Origin of the sequence: Hymenobacter sp. PAMC 26628 (assembly GCF_001562275.1) — a bacterium.
Classification (GTDB): Bacteria; Bacteroidota; Bacteroidia; order Cytophagales; family Hymenobacteraceae; genus Hymenobacter.
Map to the genome: position 1 here is coordinate 4,304,164 of NZ_CP014304.1, position 22,189 is coordinate 4,326,352.

17 protein-coding genes and 1 riboswitch are annotated in these 22,189 nt (G+C 65.3%); of the genes, 9 read left to right on the forward strand and 8 right to left on the reverse strand.

Going from position 1 to position 22,189, the window contains the following annotated elements; all coding sequences use genetic code 11:
• Complete coding sequence (locus AXW84_RS18695; RefSeq protein ID WP_068236791.1) at positions 1 to 864, reverse strand: aldo/keto reductase; 864 nt, start codon at positions 862 to 864, stop codon at positions 1 to 3.
• Positions 865 to 1,079: 215 nt separating this feature from the next.
• Complete coding sequence (gene dxs, locus AXW84_RS18700; RefSeq protein WP_068236794.1) at positions 1,080 to 3,020, reverse strand: 1-deoxy-D-xylulose-5-phosphate synthase; 1,941 nt, start codon at positions 3,018 to 3,020, stop codon at positions 1,080 to 1,082.
• A gap of 239 nt (positions 3,021 to 3,259) precedes the next feature.
• On the opposite strand from dxs, the gene AXW84_RS18705 reads away from it, so the two are divergent.
• The gene (locus tag AXW84_RS18705) at positions 3,260 to 6,229 is read left to right on the forward strand and encodes a TonB-dependent receptor domain-containing protein (RefSeq protein WP_071892305.1); all 2,970 of its coding nucleotides are present in this window, start codon (positions 3,260 to 3,262) and stop codon (positions 6,227 to 6,229) included.
• Positions 6,230 to 6,386: 157 nt separating this feature from the next.
• On the forward strand, positions 6,387 to 7,496 hold the full coding sequence (locus tag AXW84_RS18710) for a lysylphosphatidylglycerol synthase transmembrane domain-containing protein (RefSeq protein ID WP_068236797.1): 1,110 nt from the start codon (positions 6,387 to 6,389) through the stop codon (positions 7,494 to 7,496).
• Here AXW84_RS18710 and AXW84_RS18715 read toward each other — a convergent pair.
• Together AXW84_RS18715 and AXW84_RS18720 are read right to left on the reverse strand one after the other, a co-directional pair.
• Positions 7,483 to 10,098 (reverse strand): erythromycin esterase family protein, encoded by a 2,616-nt coding sequence (locus tag AXW84_RS18715; RefSeq protein ID WP_082773984.1) that lies wholly within the window; start codon positions 10,096 to 10,098, stop codon positions 7,483 to 7,485. The two genes, AXW84_RS18710 and AXW84_RS18715, sit on opposite strands and share 14 nt — an antisense overlap.
• Before the next feature lie 143 nt (positions 10,099 to 10,241).
• Positions 10,242 to 10,661, reverse strand: a complete 420-nt coding sequence (locus tag AXW84_RS18720; RefSeq protein WP_068236803.1) for a hypothetical protein — start codon at positions 10,659 to 10,661, stop codon at positions 10,242 to 10,244.
• A 161-nt stretch (positions 10,662 to 10,822) separates the two neighbouring features.
• Between AXW84_RS18720 and AXW84_RS18725 the strand changes: the two genes are divergently transcribed.
• From AXW84_RS18725 to AXW84_RS18750, 6 genes are all read left to right on the forward strand, one after another.
• Positions 10,823 to 11,128 carry a LysM peptidoglycan-binding domain-containing protein gene (locus tag AXW84_RS18725; protein ID WP_236943166.1) on the forward strand — a complete coding sequence of 102 codons (306 nt, stop codon included), beginning with the start codon at positions 10,823 to 10,825 and terminating at the stop codon, positions 11,126 to 11,128.
• A 166-nt stretch (positions 11,129 to 11,294) separates the two neighbouring features.
• Positions 11,295 to 11,409: riboswitch (SAM riboswitch) on the forward strand.
• A gap of 340 nt (positions 11,410 to 11,749) precedes the next feature.
• The gene (locus tag AXW84_RS18730) at positions 11,750 to 13,132 is read left to right on the forward strand and encodes an O-acetylhomoserine aminocarboxypropyltransferase/cysteine synthase family protein (RefSeq protein ID WP_068236806.1); all 1,383 of its coding nucleotides are present in this window, start codon (positions 11,750 to 11,752) and stop codon (positions 13,130 to 13,132) included.
• A gap of 103 nt (positions 13,133 to 13,235) precedes the next feature.
• Entirely contained in the window at positions 13,236 to 14,267 is a 1,032-nt protein-coding gene (gene metX, locus AXW84_RS18735; protein ID WP_068239707.1) for a homoserine O-acetyltransferase MetX, read from the forward strand.
• Between the two features lie 43 nt (positions 14,268 to 14,310).
• Positions 14,311 to 15,342 carry an aliphatic sulfonate ABC transporter substrate-binding protein gene (locus tag AXW84_RS18740; RefSeq protein WP_068236809.1) on the forward strand — a complete coding sequence of 344 codons (1,032 nt, stop codon included), beginning with the start codon at positions 14,311 to 14,313 and terminating at the stop codon, positions 15,340 to 15,342.
• 52 nt (positions 15,343 to 15,394) lie between these two features.
• A complete protein-coding gene (locus AXW84_RS18745) occupies positions 15,395 to 16,237 on the forward strand; it encodes an ABC transporter permease (RefSeq protein WP_068236812.1) in 843 nt (280 codons plus the stop codon).
• A 140-nt stretch (positions 16,238 to 16,377) separates the two neighbouring features.
• Positions 16,378 to 17,106 (forward strand): ABC transporter ATP-binding protein, encoded by a 729-nt coding sequence (locus AXW84_RS18750; protein ID WP_068236815.1) that lies wholly within the window; start codon positions 16,378 to 16,380, stop codon positions 17,104 to 17,106.
• A gap of 43 nt (positions 17,107 to 17,149) precedes the next feature.
• Here the strand turns inward: AXW84_RS18750 and AXW84_RS18755 are convergent, their stop codons facing one another.
• The 4 genes from AXW84_RS18755 to AXW84_RS18770 all read right to left on the reverse strand — a co-directional run bounded on the left by AXW84_RS18755 (position 17,150) and on the right by AXW84_RS18770 (position 20,930).
• Positions 17,150 to 17,923 carry a hypothetical protein gene (locus tag AXW84_RS18755; RefSeq protein ID WP_157887122.1) on the reverse strand — a complete coding sequence of 258 codons (774 nt, stop codon included), beginning with the start codon at positions 17,921 to 17,923 and terminating at the stop codon, positions 17,150 to 17,152.
• Positions 17,920 to 18,954, reverse strand: coding sequence for a Gfo/Idh/MocA family protein (locus AXW84_RS18760; RefSeq protein WP_335339475.1), 1,035 nt, complete (start codon positions 18,952 to 18,954; stop codon positions 17,920 to 17,922). Before AXW84_RS18760 ends, AXW84_RS18755 begins: the two co-directional genes overlap by 4 nt.
• A gap of 191 nt (positions 18,955 to 19,145) precedes the next feature.
• Positions 19,146 to 20,372 (reverse strand): alpha/beta hydrolase fold domain-containing protein, encoded by a 1,227-nt coding sequence (locus AXW84_RS18765; protein ID WP_068236824.1) that lies wholly within the window; start codon positions 20,370 to 20,372, stop codon positions 19,146 to 19,148.
• A 117-nt stretch (positions 20,373 to 20,489) separates the two neighbouring features.
• Positions 20,490 to 20,930: a hypothetical protein gene (locus AXW84_RS18770; RefSeq protein ID WP_068236827.1), complete on the reverse strand. Its 441-nt coding sequence runs from the start codon at positions 20,928 to 20,930 to the stop codon at positions 20,490 to 20,492.
• Between the two features lie 209 nt (positions 20,931 to 21,139).
• Between AXW84_RS18770 and AXW84_RS18775 the strand changes: the two genes are divergently transcribed.
• Entirely contained in the window at positions 21,140 to 22,057 is a 918-nt protein-coding gene (locus tag AXW84_RS18775) for a S66 peptidase family protein (RefSeq protein WP_068236830.1), read from the forward strand.
• The last annotated feature ends 132 nt before the right edge of the window (positions 22,058 to 22,189 follow it).

The following is a 22,189-nucleotide window of genomic DNA, read 5'->3' on the forward strand; positions in this document are numbered from 1 at the left end:
CTATGCCGTTTTGATTTTATCCAGCGCCGCCATGTCTTCCGAAGACAGCTGAATGTCAGCGGTTTTCATATTCTCCTCCAGGTGCTTCACCTTCGAGGTGCCGGGGATGAGCAGGATGTTGGGCGAATGGTGCAGCAGCCAGCTCAGGGCAATTTGCTGCTGGGTGGCGCCGTGTTTTTTAGCGATTTGGTCGAGGGCCGCCAGGGCCTCCTTGTTGCCGCCCGAGAGTGGGAACCACGGAATGAAGGCCATATTCTGCTCGCGGGTGTAGTCGAGCACCGGCTCCCACTTGCGGTTGTCAACGGAGTACATGTTCTGCACCGACACGATTTCCACAAACTCCTGGGCCTTTTTGATCTGGTCCACATCCACTTCCGACAGGCCGATGTGCTTGATGTAGCCGTCTTGCTGGGCCTTTTGCAGGAACTTCAGCGTGTCTTCAAACGGCACGTTGGGGTCCACGCGGTGCAGCTGGTACAAGTCAATCTGGTCGAGCTTCAGGCGCTTGAGGCTGCCGTGCAGCACGTCTTCCAGGTGCTTGGGGCTGGCATCGACGGGCCACTGGTTGGGGCCCGTGCGCAGCAGTCCGCCCTTCGTGCCGATGACGAGGCCCTTGGCGTAGGGGTGCAGTGCCTCGGCAATCAGCTCTTCCGACACGTTGGGGCCGTAGCTGTCGGCGGTGTCAATGAAGTTCACGCCCAGCTCCACGGCCCTTTGCAGCACGCGGATGGACTCGTCGTGGTCGGCCGGGGCCCCCCAAATGCCTTCGCCGGTAATGCGCATGGCCCCGTAGCCGAGGCGGTTCACGGTGAGGTCGCCGCCGATGGTGAACGTGGCGGGGTAAGTTGCGGTGGTAGCTGCCATTGCTAAATTGCTTAAAGTGAACGCGGCCGGCCGGGTGTGGCCGGGGCATTCAGTTAAGACGTTTTCGGGGCTGCTATTGTTTTATCTTTTGCGTTTCAGGCCAGCCACGCCGGGGCCCTGCGCATTAAGCCTGTGCATTTCGTTCGCTACACTTTAAACATGAACAGGGCCCCGCAGCATCCGCCGCGGGGCCCTCTCCTATTTCAAAAACCCAATTACCGCAGCGCCAGCGCCGCATCCGGCACCTTGGCGGCCATTTCGCGCACGGCCTGCGCGATGCCGGCGGCGTCGAAGCCGCACTCTTTGTAGAGCTGGTCCTGGGTGCCGTGCTCCACCACGCGGTCGGGAATGCCGAGGCGGCGCAGGGGCAAGTGCTGCCCGTTGTCGGCCAGGAACTCGAGCACCGCCGAGCCGAAGCCGCCGGGCAGGCAGCCGTCCTCTACCGTCACGATGGCGCGGTAGCGACGGGCCACGGCCAGCAGCATTTCCTCATCGAGCGGCTTGCAGAAGCGCAGGTCGTAGTGGCCCACGTCGAGGCCCTCGGCGGCGAGGGCGGCGGTGGCCTTCACGGCGTAGTTGCCGATGTGGCCGATGGTGAGGATAGCCACGCCGCCGGCCTCGCCCTTGTGCACCACGCGGCCCGTGCCCACGGCCACGCGCTGGAGCGGCGTGCGCCAAGCGGGCATCACGCCCTCGCCGCGCGGGTAGCGGATGCTGAAGGGCCCCGCGTTTTCGGGCAGCTGGGCGGTGTACATCAGGTTGCGCAGCTCCTGCTCGTTCATGGGCGCGGCCACCACGATGTTGGGAACGCAGCGCATGAAAGCCAAATCGTAGCAGCCGTGGTGCGTGGGACCGTCGGCCCCGGCTAAGCCGGCCCGGTCAAGGCAGAACACCACGTGCAGGTTTTGCAGGGCCACGTCGTGGATCACCTGGTCGTAGCCCCGCTGCATGAACGAGGAGTAGATGTTGCAGAACGGCACCAGCCCTTGCGTGGCCAGGCCGGCCGAAAACGTCACGGCGTGTTGCTCGGCAATGCCCACGTCGAAGGCGCGGGTGGGCATGGCGGCCATCATAATGTTCAGCGACGAGCCCGAAGGCATGGCCGGCGTCACGCCCATGATTTTGTCGTTGGCCTCGGCCAGCTCCACCAGCGTGTGGCCGAACACATCCTGGTACTTGGGCGGCTGCGGCTTATCAGGAATTTTGGTAAAAATCTCGCCCGTAATCTTGTCGAACAAGCCCGGCGCGTGCCACAGCGTCTGGTCCTTCTCGGCCAGCGCATAGCCCTTGCCCTTCACCGTCACGCAGTGCAGCAGCTTGGGGCCCGGGATGGCCTTGAGGTCGTTGAGCACCGCCACTAAGTGCTGCACATCGTGGCCGTCGACGGGCCCGAAGTAGCGGAAGTTGAGGGCCTCGAACAGGTTGCTCTGCTTCATGAGGGTCGCCTTCATAGCGGCCTCTACTTTGCGGGCAATCTGCTGCGGGTTGGGGCCAAACTTACTGAGCTTACCCAGCACGTTCCACAGCTCGTCGCGCACTTTGTTGTAGGTGCGCGAGGTGGTGATGTCGGTCAGGTATTCCTTGAGGGCCCCCACGTTGGGGTCGATGCTCATGCAGTTGTCGTTGAGCACGACAATCATGTTGTTGTTCAGGGCCCCGGCCTGGTTCAGGGCCTCGAAGCTCATGCCGGCCGTCATGGCGCCGTCGCCAATCACGGCAATGTGCTGGCGGTCAAACTCTTTTTTATAATCCGAGGCTACCGCCATGCCCAGCGCCGCCCCGATGCTGGTGCTGCTGTGGCCCACCCCAAAGGCATCGTAGGGGCTTTCCGACATCTTGGGGAAGCCCGACATGCCGCCGTAGCGCCGGTTGGTGGGGAACCGTTCGCGCCGGCCGGTCAGGATTTTGTGGCCGTAGGCCTGGTGGCCCACGTCCCAGACAAGCTGGTCGTAGGGCGTATTGAAGACATAGTGCAACGCCACCGACAGCTCGACCACGCCCAGCGAGGCCCCGAAGTGCCCGCCGTAGATGCTCACCGTGTCGATGATGAACTCGCGCAGCTCGGTGCTGACTTGCACCAACTGCTCGGGGGCGAGCTTTTTGAGGTCGTCGGGCGAATTTATCGCCGCTAGGAGCGGGCCGGGTTCAACTGTCATCAGGGGCAAGCGTCGGAGTGGGAGGCGGTAAGCAACCGCTGGGCCCGCAAAAAGATTGGCCGGCCGGCAGTAAAGATACACCGGGGCCGGACGAGCAGTTGCGGCCCTTCGCAACAATTGGCCCAAAAACTGGTCTACGTCGGGACAAAGGGACTCTTGGTCGGGGATTCACAGAAAAAACTGGGACCGGTGCAACCTTTTGCCGCCAAATACGCACTTTGGGGGCTACCCTAAAATATATGCAACCAAGAATTCTTACCTCTACCCTGCTATTAGCCACGGCTTTAGCAGGCTCTATTTCTTCTGGCCGCGGCCAGCAAGCTCCCGCCCGCCCAGCCCTGCCCGGGGCCCCCACCCGCGTGGCGGGCCGCATCACGGGCACCGTAACAGATGGCGCCAACGGCAAACCCGTGTCGTACGCCTCGGTGGCGGTGTTGAACGCCGCCGGCACCCCCGTGAACGGGGGCGTGTGCGGCGACGACGGCCGGTTTGTGCTGCCCGGCATTCCGCCCGGCACCTACACCATCAAGGTTAGCTTTCTGGGCTACCAGGACGTGACCCGCCCGGGCGTGGTGGTGCCCGCGGACGGCGGTGCGGTGGCCCTGGGCACCCTGCCCATGGCGGCCTCGGCCCAGAAGCTGGGCGAAGTGGTGGTAGTGGCCCAAAAGCCGCTGATTGAGGAAAAGGTGGACCGTACCGTGTACAACGCCGAGAACGACCAGACCACCCGCGGCGGCGACGCCACCGATGTACTCAAGCGCGTGCCGCTGCTGAGCGTGGACCTCGACGGCAACGTGAGCCTGCGCGGCTCCAGCAACATCCGGGTGCTCATCAACAACAAGCCCAGCACGATTGCCGCCAACAGCATCGCCGACGCGCTGAAGCAGATTCCGGCCGATCAGATCAAGAGCGTGGAGGTGATTACCTCGCCCTCCGCCAAGTACGACGCCGAAGGCTCGGGCGGCATCATCAACATCGTCACCAAGCAGAACAACCTGCGCGGGGGCCAGCTCGGCGCCGACCTTAGCGTGGGCACCCGCTCGGCTAACCTGGGCCTGAACGGCAGCTACCGCACCGGCAAAATGGGCTTCTCGCTCGGCGGCTTTGGGCGGGCCGGCTACAACACGCCCGGCAGCTTCGAAAACAATCAAACGACCTACAACACGGACGGCACCCGGCAATCGACGACCCGGCAGGCAGCCGACACGCGGCAGAACCAGGTGTTTGGGCGCTACACCCTGGGCTGGGACTACGACATCGACAAACACAATTCGCTGGCCGCCTCCGTGGCCTACGGCACGCGCAACGCCACCAACTACCAGGACGCGCTGGCCACCGCCACGAGCCTGACGTTGGCCGGCACGACCGCCAACACGCTGCGTAACGTGAAGACCACCGACCAGTCGGGCACGGTGGACGCCAGCCTGAACTACACCCACACCTACGAAGTGGAGCAGCGCGAATTCAGCGTGCTGACGCTCTTCAGCCGCAACAACCGTACTTATAATTTCAACAACGACATTTACTCGGCGAGCGATGGCCGCACGGGCACCTTGGGCAACGACAACCTAAGCTCAAACCAGGAGCTGACGGCCCAGCTGGACTACCAGACGCCAACGGCCAAGAACCAGCTGCTAGAGTTCGGGGTGAAGGACATCAAGCGCACCGTCAACAGCGACTATTCTTATTCGACCACCGTGCCGCAGGGCACTACGCAGCCCAACAATTCTTTTAATTACAACCAGAACGTGGCTTCGGGCTACGTGGCCTACACCATCGGCCTGCCCAAGGGCTTCACCCTGAAGCCGGGCGTGCGTTTCGAGTACACCACCATCACGGCGGACTTTGGCCAGGGCCCGCTGGCTGAGATTCCGAACTACGGCGTGACGGTGCCCAGCGTGAACCTCTCGCGCAAACTCGCCAACGGCAACGTGCTGAAGCTGGCCTACAACCGTCGCATCCAGCGCCCGTCGCTGCAGTTCCTGAACCCCAACGTGCAGGCCTCCAACCCGCTGATTCAGACCCAGGGCAACCCCGAGTTGCGGCCCGAGTACACCAATAACTACGAGCTGGGCTACAGCACGGCGCTCAAGGGGGCCAACCTGAACTTCTCGGGCTTCATGCGCAACACCACCGGCTCCATCCAGTCGGTGCGCTCGCCCATCGACGCGGTGATCACGCCGCTGGGCCTCACCTACTACCCGGGGGCCGTGTACGTCACCTACCAAAACATCGGCAAGGAAGACGCCTACGGTGGGAGCGTGTTCGTGAGCAAAAACTCGGGCAGCAAGTTCAGCCTCAACGGCGGGGTGGACACCTACTACGCCGTGCTAAACAACCAGATTGCCGACGCCAACTACACCGCCAAGAACGAAGGCTTCGTGGTGAGCGGCCGCTTGTTTGGCTCCTACGCCCTCACCAAGGTGTGGGGCTTGCAGGCGTTTGCCTTCTACCGCGGGCGGCAAGTGCAGCTGCAAGGCACGCAAAGCGGTTTTGGGGTGTACAGCCTGAGCGTGAAGCGCGACTTCGCCGAGAAGAAGGGCAGCTTCGGCATCGGGGCGGAGAACTTCTTCACGAATTCCATCAACATCCGCAACGATATTTCCAGCCCCTTGCTCACGCAGAACAGCACCAACGTGCTGCACAACATGAGCTTTAAGGTGAACATGAGCTACCGCATCGGCAAGCTGACGGTGGACCAGCGCCCCCGCAACCGCAAGGGCGTGAACAACGACGACCTGAAAGAAGGCGGCGACAACGGCGGCGGCGGCGACGCAGGAGCTGGAGCCGGCGGCCAAGGCGGTGGCGGCGGTGGCCAGGGCGGTGGCGGCGCTCGCCAGGGCGGCGGGCGCCCCGCCGGGGCAGCTGGGGCCCCCGGGGCCCGCCCGGCCACGGCCGCCCCCCGCGCCGATACCACGCGCACAGCCCCGGCCGGGGCCCCCGCCACTGGCGCAGTGCAGCCCGACGGCACCGTGGCGCCCGCTGCCACGCCGGCCCTCATCCCCGGCGCGGGCACGCCCACCGGCCTGCCCGCCGCCCCCGACCCCGCCAACGCGCCCGTGCCCGCCACCGCGGCCCCGGCCGACAGCTCGGCCACCAAGGCTAAAGCGCCAGCCACGAAGTCCACCGTGCCGGTGGGCACGCCTTCGCCGGGCACTACGTCGCCGGGCGGCATCACGCCGGCCGGTAGCCCCGGCGGGCGGCCGTAGGTGGCAGGGCCCCCGCCGGTTGGGGCCCGCCAAGGCTTCGCTAATGCTTTTGCCAACGCCCCGCTGCGCCCGTCGCCGCGGGGCGTTTTGCGTAGGAGTGGCGGGTGGGGCCCCGCCCGGTGGGCGGCCGTACTTTTACCCGGCCTTTCCCGTACCTATGCCCCTCTCCCCTCCCTCGCCCCCATCCGCCGGCCCCGCCGCCGACCAGGACGCCGCCTTGCTGCGGCAGCTGCGGCCGTCGCGCATTGTGGTGCCGGCCCTGATTGGGCTGGGCGTGGTGGCCATCCTGTTCTGGCGCTCCTACAAGCCCGGCGACCTGGCCCCGCTGCTCGACGCCAAGTGGGAGTGGCTGCTCGTGACCTTGCTCGTGCTCTGGGCCCGCGACCTGGGCTACATCTACCGCATCCGCCACATCACGGAGCGGGCCCTGAGCTGGCAGCAGTCGTTCGGCGTGATTGTGGTGTGGGAGTTTGCCTCGTGCGTGCTGCCCTCGGCGGCGGGCGGCACGGCGGCGGCCCCCATCATCCTTACCCACACGGGCATTCCGCTGGGCAAGTCGCTGGCCTACACGCTCGTTACGGCCCTGCTCGACAACCTGTACTACGTGCTGATGGTGCCGCTGGTGGTGACCCTGGCCGGCGCGGGGCTGTACCCGCACGGGCTGCAGTCGGCGTTTGTGCAAACGCTGCGGGTGCTGTTTGTGGTGAGCTACGTAGCCGTGTCGGCCTACGCCGGGCTGCTGCTCTACGCGCTGCTCGTGAACCCGCGCTCGGTGCGGCGGCTGCTGGTGCGCCTGGCCTCGGTACGCGGGCTGCGGCGATTCCGGCGGCTGGCCTACCGGCAGGGCCAGGAAATGGTGAACGCCTCCCACCACCTGCGCGGCGCGGGGCCCCTGTACTGGTGGCGCGCCTGCCTGAGCACGGCCTTCGTGTGGACGGCCCGCTACGCCGTCATCGGCTGCCTCATTGCCGCCTTCACGCCCATGGCCACGAGCACGTTCCTGTTCATTTTCGCCCGCAACATTACCTATAAGGTGGTGCTGCTGCTGGCCATTACGCCGGGCGGCGCGGGCATTGCCGAGGGGGCATTTCCCACATTTTTCGGCCACTTCATCGGCACCGCCACCATGACGAGCTTCCTCGTACTGCTTTACCGCATCGTCACGTACTACTTCTACTTGGCGCTGGGCGTGGCCTACCTGCCGCGCTGGCTGGCGCGGGTGTTCGGCCCACGCCCAGCCGCGGGTGGGGCCCCTATGGCCGAGTAGCCGGCGCCGCCAGGGCCCCACCCGGCCGCCGGTAGGCGTTCCAAAACTCGGGCCGGTACGGCACTTCGGGCATGGCCGCGGGCGGACCGTTGGTTTTGGCGGCGGGCGGCGGCGGGGGCCCCGCATCGGGCAACGGCTTGAAAAACAGCTCGCTCAGGCTCTGGTAGTAGAACGGCGCTTTGCCCGGCCCGCGGCCCGCACTCTGGGTTTGGCCCACGCTGCGGCGGGCGTAGTAGCGGCCGTTGGGGCCCCGGGCGTAGTCCACCACGTGGGTGGTGCGGTCGGCGGTGAAGGTTTGGTTAAAGAGGCGGTCCTTCAGGCTTTGGCTGCCCCGGTTCTTGCGCGCCGCGCCGTTGAAGGCAGCCGTGTCGAGCTGCCACAGCGCCTCGTAGCGCAGCACGGCGTGGTCGCGCTGGCGCACCAGCAGGCGGCCCTGGTACACGCCCATCAGGTTGGTGCCGGTGCTGCGGCGGTCGGCCTTCTTGGCGGCGAAGCTCAGCAAATACACCGTTTCGGGGCCCTCGCCGCGCACGCTGTCGAGCTTGAGCGTGAAGCGCCGCAGGTTACGGGCCACGAACAGCGGCGAAATCCGCACGGCGTCGGCCGACTCAGGGTAAGAATTTTGGACGCTTCCGTACAACTCCCAGCCAACCGGGGCCCCGCGCTTCGCCAGCACGTGCTGCTGCTGCACTTGCAAATCGACCAGTGGCCCGCGCATCATAAAGCCGCCCGTGAAGTGCCGGTAGCCGGCCGGCACCCGCAGCCGGCCCACGGTTTCGGCCTCGTAGCGCAGCGTGTCGAAGTTGCTGATGCGGCGGTGCGCGTACACCTCCGTGGCGTAGTCCTGCTGCTCGTAGTTGGCCGGGACGTTCTTGATGACGTCCTGCATGATGGCCAACGGGCTGGGCGGCACCGTGGGCACGCGCACCTCGTCGAGGGCGTAGGCCGATGGCGTCAGCGGCACTGTCAGCTCCTCGTTGCCGCGCGGCGACTGTACCACGGCCGTGGCGTAGCCCAAGCTGCTCACTTGCAGCGGCGTGGGCCCCGGCAGCGATAAGGCAAAGCGGCCCTGCGCGTTGGCCGTGGTGCCCTTGCCCTGCCCCGGCACCACCACCGACGCGTAGGGCACGCCCGCCCGGCTGCGCGCGTCGAGTACCTGCCCGCGCACCGTGCGCACCCCCGATACGTCGGGGGCCGCCGCGGCCGCCCGCACCAGGGCCCCACCCCGGCCGGCCGCGGGGTTCAGCGAGCCGGGTGGCGCGGCGCGGGCCGCCACGGCCGTGGCTGTGGTATCGGCCGCAGCGACCACTGCGGCGGCGGCCCCAGCGGTACTGTCGGGCACGGCCGGGTGCGGCGGCGCTACGCTCCGGAAGAATAGGAAGCCGTCCACTACCTCGCTCCAGGGCCCCGCCAATGGCTGGTAATCAAAGGCGTAGGTGGTGAGCTGCAAGCCGGGCGCGTCGTGCTTCAGGCTGACGAAAGCCAGGGGCCCGTCTTTTTCCAGCAGCTCGGCTTCCAGGGTGCCGGCGGCGGGCGCGGGCACGGGCACGCCCTCGGTGCCCACCAGGCCGTGGGTGCCCCCACCGGCCAGGGTGCCCAGCACGTACACCTGGTTGGGCCCCAGGGCAGTTTTCACGGCGCGGCCCATGGGCTGGTAGGCGCGCAGCTCCTCGCTGCCCAGCACCTCCACGTGGTTGGCGAAGTGCGGCAGGGCCCCCCAGCAAATCACTTTTTCGGCCGGGTGCTGGCGTAGGTACCACAGCAGGTTATCGGCCATTTGGGCGTCGCGCGGGTTGCTGTCGGCGGCCACGAAGGTGGCAGCGGTTTTGGAACTAGGGTCGTGGGCGGCGTAGTCGCGGGCCAGGGCCCCCAGGCTGCGCAGGCACTGCTGCCAGAAGGCGGCCTCGGTGCGGCGGCTGGCAGCGGGGGCCCCGGCGGCCTTGCGCAGCAGCCGGTCGGCCTGGGCCAGCACAGCCTCAAACTCGGCTGGTTTTTGGGTAAGCGGGAAGGCATAGTGCGCGGCCATGTAGTCTACCGCGTCGCCCAACAACTCGTAATTCACGGCGTCGGCGCCCTTCTCGCTTTCCAGGAAATCCTCCAGGTCGTCGGCCAGGTCGTCGCTGTAGTCGCCGCTCAGCTGCGGGTCGAAGCCCATTACGCGCAGGCCATCGGGGCCCAGCAGGGCCCCCACGGCCTGGAACTCCTGGGTGCTCGTCCACACCGGGAACACGCTGCTGGCCAGGTTTTTGGCCACCGACTTACCCGCCGCAATGCCCTGCTGGGCCTTGTGCAGCTCAAAAAAACCGCTCTCCATAGCCAGCGTGGTGAAGCCCATGCGCTGCTGCAAAAACGCCACGAGCCGCGCCTTAGCCGCCAGCACGTTGCCCTCGCCGTGGGTGGGCTCGCCGAGGAATACCACCCGCGCCCCGCCAATTTCCGCCCGCAAAAACTCCAGCTCGGCAAACGAGGTGTCAGCTGGGCTTAGGCTGCGCAACGCACGCGCCGGTACCGGCCGGGGCCCCGGTGCGGCCGGAGTTTGGGCCTGCACCCCGATAGCTCCCAGGTACACGCCCCACAGCAGCAACATTCGAAACCACGCCATTTTTTAAGCAAAAAGAAAATTTAAACCAAGCAAAATACCAAACGCAAAGAACCGCCTTCTGCGTGTTCGCTGCACCAGACCGGCTACAAAAAAGCCCCGCGCCAGAATCGGCGCGGGGCTCTTGTAGCGTTGTGGAAACGGCATTATTCTTTTTCCAACATCAGCTTAGCACCGCTGGTGCCCACCAAGGTCAGCTTGTCGTCGGTGAGCGTTTCCACCGTAAACTGGTTGCCAGCAGTGGCACCTTGAGGCGTCATCGTGACGGTCTTGCCGGCTTGGTCGAAGGTGTACTTGCCCGAAATGGATTCGGTGGGGCTCGTCATGGTGTAATTGCCGTTGGCGAAAATGCGCAGCTCCTCCTGCTTCTGGGCATCGGTCTGCTTCACTTTGTCGCCGGCGGCGCTGGTTTCTTTGGCAGTTTTCCACACCTTGCTGTCGGTGCCGTAGAGCATGTTCACGGCTTCTACTTTGCCTTTGTCGTTGCCACAGGCCACCACAAACAGGGAGAGCAACAGGGCGAAGCTGGCCAGGAAAGAACGGGCAACCAATTGGAAGTTTTTCATGAAAGGTGCGGAAGTAATGATGGGGAGGGTGAGGTGCCGGCCCGTGCCGACCGCCCTGCTTACGGCAAGGTAATTAAATAGTTTATTCGGCAACCCCTATGCTTAGCGGTGCGTAAAACCCGCTCAGTTGTTGCCAGTACTTCCCTGGAGGGACCCCGGCAATGTCCTACCCGTTTTCACCTAACCCCCACCCCCACGCCATGGGCCTGATGGATTTCCTGAACACCGAAGGCGAAAAGAAGCCTGTCGATGCCCCCCAGCCCACCGCTGGGGCCGACGCCCTCTTTGGTAATGCCGATGCCAACACCTATACGGTGGCAAGCGGCGATTCCCTTTCGAAGATTGCTAAAAACCACTACGGTGACGGCACCAAGTGGCACCAGATATACGAGGCCAACAAAGACCTCATCGGCAACGACCCTGACCTCATCGAAGTAGGCCAGGTGTTGACCCTACCTAGTCTCTAGGTACTTTTTTGCAGAAAAAAGGCAGAAAAAGCCCGGGCCCCTGGCGCGGGCTTTTTTGGGCCCATCGGCGAAAAAATTGGGGCGCCGCTTGCGGAAGCAAATTTTTCGCTTCTATATTTGCCATTACCAACCCGGTACGCTCCCCCTCGCGGCGGTGCAGCGTTTCATTTTATACAGAAGCGGCGAGAGATTAGGCTCTACGACCCGCTGGCAACCTTCGACCGCGCGAAAGGTGCCACTTCCTACCCCTCGGCCCCTGGCCGTTGCGGGAAATATAACCGGAGTGCCATGAACAACCCCCCCGTTTCCCATTCGACCCTCCCTGCCCAGCCGGCCTTGCCGGTGCTGGGCTTTTTGGCGTTGGCCGGCCGCATGCGAATGTGCTGTTGGGGCCCGTGTTGTTGCGGTTAGGCTGATGCTGCGGGCACTGCCCGCCCCCTCTTACCACTGGTTTTTTGGGTAGCGGCCAGCTGGGCCGCACCGGGCCACTGGGCACCTTGGGGCCCCCTTTCACCTCAACCACACGGGCTTTATTGCTTGCCGGCGCGGCCCAGGTCCCCGGTTTTGACCAGCCTCCCCTCTCTCCCTTAGATTTTTTACGGTTTTCAACCCTCCCCTTTTATGTCCGCTCCCCTGCATTTCGAAACCCTCCAACTCCACGCTGGCCAGGTGCCCGACCCCACCACCGGCTCGCGTGCCGTGCCCATTCACCAAACCACGAGCTACGTGTTCAAAAGCGCGGAGCACGGCGCTAATCTATTTGCCCTGAAGGAGTTCGGCAACATCTACACCCGCCTGATGAACCCCACCACCGACGTATTCGAGCAGCGCATTGCGGCCCTCGAAGGCGGCGTGGCGGCCGTGGCCGTGGGCTCGGGCCAGGCGGCGCAGTTCATCGCGCTCAACAACATCCTCAAGCAGGGCGACAACCTGGTGGCCAGCTCGTACCTCTACGGCGGCACTTATAACCAGTTTAAGGTGGCCTTCAAGCGGTTGGGCATCGAGGCCCGCTTCGTGGACGGCGACGACGCCGACGGCTTTGAGAAGCTGATTGACGAGAACACCAAGGCCCTGTACGTGGAAACGATTGGCAACCCCAGCTTCAGCGTGCCGGATTTTGAGCGCATTGCGGCCGTGGCCCACAAGCACGACATTCCGCTGGTGGTCGACAACACGTTTGGCGCGGGCGGCTACCTGTTCCAGCCCCTCAAGCACGGCGCCAGCATCGTGGTGGAGTCGGCCACGAAGTGGATCGGCGGCCACGGCACCAGCGTGGGCGGCGTGATTGTGGACGGCGGCACCTACGACTTCGGCAACGGCAAGTACCCGCAGTTCACCGAGCCCAGCGAAGGCTACCACGGCCTGGTTTTCAACGACGTGTTCGGCAAAAACGGGCCGTTCGGCAACATTGCTTTCGCCATCCGGGCCCGGGTGGAAGGCCTGCGCGACTTCGGTCCCGCCATCAGCCCGTTCAACTCGTTCCTGCTGCTGCAAGGCCTCGAAACCCTGAGCCTGCGCGTGGAGCGCACCGTGGAAAACGCCCTGAAAGTGGCCCAGTGGCTGGAACAGCAGCCCGAAGTAGCTAACGTGAACTACCCCGGCCTGGCCAGCAGCCCCCACCACGCCAACGCGGCCAAGTACCTCAAGCGCGGCTTCGGCGGCGTGCTCTCCTTCACGCTGCACGGCACCAAGGAAACAGCCGTGGCCCTGATTGACAACCTCAAGCTGATCAGCCACTTGGCCAACGTGGGCGACGCTAAAACGCTGATCATCCAGCCCTCGGCCACCACGCACCAGCAGCTGAGCGAGCAGGAGCAGCTGGTGGCCGGCGTGACGCCCACGCTGTTGCGCCTGTCGGTCGGCATCGAGCACATCGACGACATCACCGCCGACCTGGCCCAGGCCCTGGCCGCCGCCACCCAGGCCACGCCGAAGGGCGAGACACACACCGACGAATCCATTCCCGAGCCCGCGGCGCAGCACGCGCAGCCGCTAGAGGTATAACCCCCCCCTGCCGGCGCGCAACGTACCTGAAGCTCAGGGCCCCGGCGGCAGTCGCCGGGGCCCTGGGTTTTAGCGTTAGACAGCTTCCGACTCATTCATGGCCATGCCCGAACACATTTTTCAACTGCCCGACCCGTTTCCGCTGGAGAGCGGTGCAGTGCTTTCAGGGGCCCACGTGGCGTACCGCACCTGGGGCCAGCTGAACGCGGCCCGCGACAATGCGGTGTGGGTGTGCCACGCCCTGACGGCCAACGCCGACGTGCTGGACTGGTGGCCGGGCTTGTTTGGGCCGGGCTGCTTTTTCGACCCGGCCGACTGGTTCATCGTGTGCGCCAACGTGTTGGGCTCGTGCTACGGCAGCACCAGCCCACTTAGCCCCGACCCGGTTACCGGCCGGCCACGCTACCAGGCGTTTCCGCTGCTCACCATCCGCGACCTGGCGGGGGCCCACGAAGCCCTGCGCCAGGAGCTGGGCCTGGACCGCATCCACACCCTGATTGGCGGTTCGCTGGGCGGGCAGCAGGCCCTGGAGTGGGCGGTGATGCAACCTGAAGTATTTAACCACTTGGTGGTTATTGCCACTAATGCCCGCCACTCGGCCTGGGGCATCGCCTTTAACGAAGCCCAGCGGCTGGCCATCGAGGCCGACCCCACCTACCACGCCAACGAGCCCGGCGGCGGCGACGAGGGCCTGCGGGCCGCCCGCGCCATTGCCCTGCTCAGCTACCGCGGCTACGAAGCCTACGCCGCCACCCAAACCGAAGCCGACGACGACCCGCGCCTGCGCGACTACCGCGCCAGCACGTACCAGCGCTACCAGGGCGACAAGCTCGTGGCCCGCTTCGACGCCTATAGCTACGTGGCCCTGAGCCGGGCCATGGACACCCACCACTTGGGCCGCCACCGCGGCGGCGTACCGGCGGCGCTGGCCGAGGTGCGGGCGCGCACGCTGGTGCTGGGCATCACGTCCGACGTGCTGTTTCCCGTCAGCGAGCAGCGGGAATTGGCCGAGGGCATTGCCGGGGCCCTGTACACCGAGCTGGATTCGGGCTTCGGGCACGACGGCTTTTTGCTGGAAACCGTGCAAATCGCCCAGCAGCTGGAACGGTTCTACGCGCCGGCCCTCGCGCAGTAGGCGCCGGGGCCCCAGGCCCATCAACCCCCTTATTCTCTTGAACATGACCTTTCCTTTCTTATCGGCCCTTCGCGGGCCGCGGGCCCTTTTGTGCGGTGCGCTGGCTTTGGCTGGGTTGCTAACCAGCTGTGGCAGCGGCAGTAACGCCGCGGGTGCCATTGCCGCGCCCGAAACCGTACGCCTCGACTACGCCTACTACAACCCGCTCAGCCTGGTGCTGAAGCGGCAGGGTTGGTTGGAAAAAGACCTGGCCAAGCAGAACATTAAGGTGGAGTGGGTGCTGAGCCAGGGCAGCAACAAGGCCCTGGAATTCCTCAACGGCAGCAGCCTCGATTTTGGCTCGACGGCCGGGGCGGCGGCGCTGGTGGCCCGCGCCAACGGCAACCCGCTTAAGGCCGTGTACATCTACTCGAAACCCGAGTGGACAGCGCTAGTGGTGGGCCCCAAATCGACCATTACGACCGTGGCGGGCCTCAAGGGCAAGCGCGTGGCCGCTACTAAGGGCACCGACCCGTACATCTTTCTGCTGCGCGCCCTCGACCAAGCCGGGATGAGCGAGAAAGATATTGAGCTGATTCCGCTGCAGCATCCCGACGGCCGCGCTGCCCTCGAAAAAGGCGACGTGGACGCCTGGGCCGGCCTCGACCCGCACATGGCCAAGGCCGAGCTGGAGTCGGGCGCGAAGCTCCTTTACCGCAACCCCGACTTCAATAGCTACGGCGTGCTGAACGTCCGCGAAGCCTTTGCCAAGGACCACCCGGCCCTGGTGAGCGCCGTGCTGCGCGCCTACGAGCAAGCGCGCGCCTGGGCCCGCCAGCACCCCGCCGAGCTCCAGCAAACCCTCGCCGACGCGGCCAAGCTGAGCCCGGCCGTAGCCGCTAAGCAACTGGCCCGCACCGACTTTGCCGTCAACAGCTTTGGGGCCCCGCAGCTGGCCACCATTGCGGCGGCCGGCGACGTGCTCAAGAAAACTGGCACCATCGAAGCCGGCGTGGACGTGGCCCAAACCCTGAAGGCGCTGATTGATCCGCAATTCGTGAACAAGCTGCCCGCCGCGCCCGTGGCGGTTCGCTAGGGCCCCGGGGCCCCACGCCGGGCCCAGGCTGGCTCCCATTTTCTCTTTCTCCATGTCCAACTCCACCCTCGTTTTAGCCCCGCCCGTTCGCATAGCGGCCCGGCCACCGGCTTCCCCGCGCGCGCCGCGGCGCTGGCAGTGGCCGCTGGGCGCCGCGCTGCCGCTGGCCCTGCTGGCGCTGTGGGAAGTGCTGGCCCGCACCGGGGCCCTGCCGCCTAACCTGCTGCCCGCACCGTCCAAAGTACTGGGCACCATTGCCGAGCTGGCCCGCACCGGCGAGCTGTGGCCGCACCTGGGCCTCACGCTGGCGCGGGTGGGGGCGGGCTTCGCGCTGGGCAGCCTGGCGGCCACGGCGCTGGGGGCCCTCACGGGCTACGCGCCGCTGGCCCGCCGCCTGCTCGACCCGCTGCTGCAAGGCGTGCGCAACATCCCGTCGCTGGCCTGGGTGCCGCTGTTCATCCTCTGGATGGGCATTTACGAAACCTCGAAAGTGGTGCTGATTGCCGTGGGCGTGTTTTTCCCGGTGTATTTGGGGCTGATGAGCGGCGTGCAGGGCGTAGACCGCAAGCTGGTGGAAGTGGGCCGCATGTACCGCCTCTCGGGGCTGGCGCTGGTGCGGCGGGTGTTTCTGCCGGCCACGCTGCCGGCCTACCTGGTGGGCCTGCGCAACGGCCTCGGCCTGGGCTGGATGTTCGTGGTGGCCGCCGAAATCATGGGGGCCAACAAGGGCCTGGGCTTCCTGCTGGTGGACGGCCAGATGACCGGCCGGCCCCAAACCATCCTGGCTGCCATCCTACTCTTCGCCATTCTGGGCCGCACCACCGATGCCGGCTTGGCCTGGCTCAGCCACCGCCTGCTACGCTGGCAAGACACGCACGGCAGTGAACAAATGTGATGAATATGGAAAATGTGAAAATGTGAAGGGTGGAGAGATAATAGAATCAATTTCCAAATTTTATATTCTCGCCCTTCCGTTTCCATAACTCCCTACATTCTTCACATCTCTACATTTCCCACATTCTTCACATCTAAATAATGCTGCGCATCGAGCACCTTGGCAAGCAGTTTGGGCCCCAGGTGGTGGCGTTGCAAGACGTTAGCCTCCAGGTACAGCCCGGCGAAATTGTGGCCCTGGTGGGCACCAGCGGCTGCGGCAAAAGCACCCTGCTCCGCATTGTGGCGGGGCTGGAAGCGCCCGGCACCGGCCGCGTGCTGATTGACGGGGCCCCGGTGGCGGGGCCCCACCCGGCGGTGGGCTTCCTGTTTCAGGAGCCGCGGCTGCTGCCCTGGCTCACGGTGCGCCAAAACGTGGAGTTTGGCATTGCCCACCTGCCCGCGGCCGAGCGCGCCGAGCGCAGCGCGGGGGCCCTGGCCCGGGTGGGCCTGGCCGATTTTGCCGAAGCCTGGCCGCGGCAGCTCTCGGGCGGCATGGCGCAGCGGGCGGCCATCGCCCGGGCCTTGGTGGCGCGGCCAAGCCTGCTGCTGCTCGATGAGCCCTTCAGCGCCCTCGACCCGTTCACGAAGATGGACTTGCAGGAGCACCTGCTCGGCATTTGGGCCGACGACCGCCCCACCCTCGTCCTCGTGACCCACGACCTGGAGGAAGCCCTCGTGCTGGCCGACCGCGTAGTGGTGCTGCGCAGCCGCCCCGGCCGCGTGCACCACACCTTCCACGTGGACCTGCCCCGCCCCCGCCGCCGCACCGCCCCCGATTTCCAGGCCCAGAAGCAGCGGCTGCTGGAGGCGCTGGGCGTGGCGGCATAATTAAATAGGGCCCCCAGGAAATCTCTGCCAGCGCGAGCAACGCCTATTGGCTTTCCCCGTGCCGATACCAGTTTGCTAGTTGGCGGTGAACCGTTTGTTTGGAAGTGGTATCGGCCAGCAATTGCTGGTAGGTCAGCTTTTTAACGTCCAAGCAATAGGTGGTGATGATAAGGTAGTTCGCGTACTCACGGCTGGCGGTGGTGCCATCGACTAGGGTGATGCCCCATTCGTGCGGCGTTGCTTGCTCCGCCTGGTTTAGTTGCTGGACTTGTTGGCGTAGGGACGGGTAATTGGGGCCCCGGCGGGCAACGTACTCCGCGTAGCCTTCTAGTTTCCACGTCGGGTACTGCTGAATTATTGGATTCATTCGCCAGATGCCCAACCGCCGCAACTGGTAACAATGGGCGGCTTCGTGAGCGAGCAGCTGGACTAAATTCCACTTGTACCCATTTAGGAACACGTAATTCGCTCGGGGATTGGCTTCTCCGCTGAGTACGACGCTGCGGTAGACGCTCCACCCAAACGCGGGCCCCAGCACCTTTTCCACCAGCTTAGGATACGCTGATCCGTCGTTCAAGCAGATATTCAGACGCAGGGCCGGATCGAACCAGCTGCTTTGTTGGTCTATCGCCCGGGCCTGATCCAGGCGGGGGAGCAGCGCCGGGTCTAGGGCGCGGTTATGGTAGATGACGTAGTGGGTTGTCGCCGTCCGGTTGGCGTACAAGAAGCCCGGATTCAGGACCAGAAGCGCGGTGACCAGCACCAGCAACGCACCGGAGGTCAGCAGGGAAAAGGCCCATTTCTTGGGAGTACTCATGCCAGCGTGATTTTTCGGCCCGTGCGGGCCGCTTGGTAAATGGCCTCGATTACCCGCATGTCTTTGCAGCCTTCCTCGCCGGATATGTGGGCGGGCAAAGGCTTGTTTGCTAGGATGTGGGCGGCAATATCGTCCAGCTGCGCGGCCTGCTGATTGACTACTGGAAAATTGAACACGGCCTGGCTGGTGCGGCCCTGGAAAGGCCCATAGCTGAGCGCGAGCTGCAATTCAAAATAACCCTCATCCGCGGAGGCGAAGAACCGGTCGACGTTGCAGTTCGACGTGCTGGAGGAGGTGCAGATGGCCCCGCTGGGGAAATAGAGCTGCCAGGTGATGTTTTCTTCGACCTCTTTAAATAGCTGGGGCATGGTAACCGGCCCAAATTGCGCCGTTACCGCGCTGGGTTCTTCGCCCAGCACGTACCGGCCGCTTTGCACGCAGTACACCCCCAGGTTCATAAGGGGCCCACCACCGGCTAGCGCTTTTTTCAGGTGCCAATCGTCCGGGCTGATGCCTTCCAAGCGGTAGCCCAACGAGGCTTCAATGAGGCGGACTTGCCCAAATACCTTGTTCTGGCCCAGTCGCTTCAGCTCAATGTGGTGGGGGTCGTAGTGCAGCCGGTACCCAACCGCTAGCTGCACCCCCGCCCTTCGGCAGGCCGCAATCATTTCCTGGCAGTCCTGCTCCGTGAAGGCCATCGGTTTCTCCACGATGACGTGCTTGCCCGCCTTGGCGGCCCGGAGGACGTATTCTTTGTGCAGCCCGTTGGGGAGGGTGATGTACACCAAGTCAATCGCCGGGTTGGCGCTGATTTGGTCGAAGGTTTGGTAGGTGTAGCTGTTTTTGTCGGGTATGTTGTAAGCCCGTTTCCACTCCGCCGCCTTGGCGGGGGTGCCGGTCACGATGCCCGCCAGGCGGCAATGCTGCGAGGCCGCCAGCCCGGTTTTGAGGACGTTGGCGTAGCGACCCAGCCCACAGAGCGCAATGTTTAGCTTCTGCTTACCCTGAAACAGCGCTTGGTCCGGCGCCATTGCGGCGAGGGGCGGCAAAGCAACCGCGGCACCCAGCCCCCAGCCAATTTGCTCGATGAAGTTGCGCCTTGAATAATTACCCATGCTTGCTAGAAAATCTTCCGTTACCCGCAAGGTAATTAGCCATTCCGTTCCTTCATAAGCAGGCCACTCAAGGCTTTCGTCGCAAGTACCAGCAGCGCCGCCCGGCGCTACTCGAACACGATGCGCAGGGGGGCCTGGCCGGGGAAGCGCAGCGAGTACACGCCGGCGGTTAGGGCCCCGCGGGTGAGGCGCAAGTCAGCCGTGCGGGGGTCGAGGCGGCGCACCACGCGGCCGGTCATGTCGAGCAATTGGGCTTCGCCGAGCTGGCGCCAGGCGGCGGGGATGTTCAGCTGTACGGCGTCGGTGGCGGGGTTGGGGTAGGCCTGGGCCTGGGGCCCCACGGCGGTGGCGCGGGCGGCCAGCACGGTACCGGTTTGCCGCAGCAGGGGCCGCAGGAAGTCGCGCATGGTCCAGAACGCCGTGTCGGCGTAGGCGGCATTTTTCTCAAACGGTACGTGGTCCGCGCCCTTGAGGGTGCGCAGCGTGTTGGGGATGCCCAGGGCCGCGGCGCGGGGGTGGAGGCGGCCACTGCCGTACACGTACTTGGGGGGGATAATGGAGCCGATTTTGCCCTGAAAGAAGGGCACCGTGCGGTCGGCGGTGCCGTGTACGCTGCACAGCGGCGCATTGCCAGCTTCGATGTAGCTGGGGCTTTCAAGGGCGCCGCTCAGGTTGAGCACGGCCAGCACGGCGGCGCTGTAACCGGGGTTGCCGCTTTGGCCATCCACCCCGCCCAGCGCGGCCAGGCCCACGTAGGCGGGCACTTCGCTGGCCTTGTCTAAGTAGCCAGTTTCCAAGGCCATAAAGGCGCCGGCCGACGAGCCGCCCACGGCGATGTAGCTGGCGTGTACGCGGTAGGTTTTGGCCGTGGCCGCGTCCTGCCGGAAGAAGCGCACGGCGGCCTTCATGTCCTGCATGCCGCGGATGGCGGCCTGGGCCAGGCCCGTGGTGTCGGCGGGCTGGGCGAGGCCCGTGACGGCGAAGCCCAGGCGGTACTCCATGCTGGCCGTGACGTAGCCCAGCCGGGCCAGCCGGGTGCACACGGCCACCATGTAGGCGTCGGTTTTGGAGCCCAGGAAAAAGCCGCCTTGGTGGGCGAAAATGATAAGTGGCCGGCGCTTCACCGTGTCGCCGGCGGGTTGGTAGATGTCCATCACCAGCGACTGGGTGCTGCCGGTGTAAGTGGGGGCCGAACCATAGGCCACGTTGCTGGTCACGTCCACGTTGGCAAACACGGGCTGGTAGTAGCGGGCGCGGGTGGTATCGATTTGGGCGGCGGCGGGGCCCACGGCGGCCAGCAGCCACAGCGCCAGCAAGAATAAGATTGTTTTCATTATCAGAAGAAAAAAGCGTGCGTAAACAAGATTAACGGTCTGCTGGGCTGCACTTTGGCGCCCGCCGCCGCAAGGTGGCACACGGCGGGTGAATAACGGCTGAGCGCCAGCCAAACCCTAGCGCCGCCGGCGCAGCGCCCGGGCCACGGCGCCGGCTACTACGCCGCCCACCGTGTACCAGGCAACGGTCATGGCCTGGGTTTGGGGGGTGCGGGCGCTGGGCGCGGTGCCCAGGCCCAGGGGCCCCGGCAGCACCACGCCGCCCACGCCGGCAGCCAGGCCCAGCAGCAGGCCGCGCCGCGGGGCGTGCCGGCCGCTGCCCACCAAGCTGAAGTATAGCGCGTTGCCCACTACGTCGCCAGCCATAGTGAGGAAGTAGGCTTCCTGGTCGTTGGGTTGGTCGGCGTCAGCTTGCGCCAGTAGCTGGCGCAGGGCCCGCTCGCCAAGCAGGTCCATGCGGGGCGCGTCGCGGGGGCGCAGGCGGCGCACGGTTTCGTGCAGGGCGGTGAGGGCCAGGGCCCCGGCGAGGCCGGCGGCGAGGGAAGGCAGGATTTTCATGGCAGCAGCAGTGGGGTGCCTTGGGCAAACGGGGCCCCGGCGGGCCAGGTTGCCGCGGGCGGGGCGCGGGCGGCCGTTATTTTGCGGGCCCTTTTAAGTTGTCAGTTGCTCGTTGTCAGTTATTAGCTAGTTGATAAGCTATTGACTGACAACTGACAACGAGTAACTGACAACCCATTTATTTTTGCCCGACTACTTAAAGTTTCGTTATGCCGATTGTTTTTCCGCCGCCGCTGCAAGCCGGCCAGCGCGTGGCCATCGTGGCCCCCGCCCGCAAAGTGCCGCCCGCCGACCTGGCCGAGGCCCTCGAAACCCTCGCCGGCTGGGGCCTGGAGGTGACGCTGGGGGCAAGCATCGGGGCCGAAAGCCACCAGTTTGCCGGCGACGACGACGCGCGCCGCCGCGACTTCCAGCAGCAGCTCGACGACCCCAGCATCCGCGCCATCTTCTGCGCCCGCGGCGGCTACGGCACCGCCCGCATCGTAGACGGGCTTGACCTCGAGCGGTTTGCGCAGCACCCGAAGTGGGTGGCCGGCTTTTCCGACGTTACCGTGCTCAACTGCCACTTGCTGCGCCGGGGCTTCGCCAGCCTGCACAGCCCGGTGCCGGTGCTGTTCAACCAGCCCGGCGGCGAGGAGGCCTTGGAGAGCCTGCGCCGCGCCCTGTTCGGCGAAGCCGACGCCGGCCTGGGGGCCCCAGTGCACCCCCTCAACCGGCCCGGCACGGCCACCGGGGCCCTGGTGGGCGGCAACCTCAGCCTGCTGCACACGCTCACGGGCACGGGCTCGCAGGCCAGCTTCGCGAGTCGGATTTTGTTTATCGAAGACCTCGACGAGTACCTCTACCACATCGACCGGATGCTGCTGCACCTGCACCGCAGCGGCCAGCTGGCGGGCCTGGCCGGGCTGGTAGTGGGCCACTTCTCGCAGATGCACGACAACGCCATCCCCTTCGGCCACTCAGCCCTGGAAATCATCAACAACTACGCCCAGCTGTACAACTTCCCCGTCGGCTACGGCTTCGCCGTGGGCCACGAGGCCGATAACAGGGCCCTGGTGGTGGGCCGCGCAGCGACCCTGACGGTGGACGCCGCCGGGGCCCGACTGACGTATCTCAATGCATTATAGGAACGCTCAAAAGCCGTCATGCTGAGCGCAGCCGAAGCATCTTTACTGCTCAACTAATCATGGTTTACTGCTGCGGGAGAGATGCTTCGGCTGCGCGGACGCCAGATGAGCATGACGGCCTTTGATGACGGT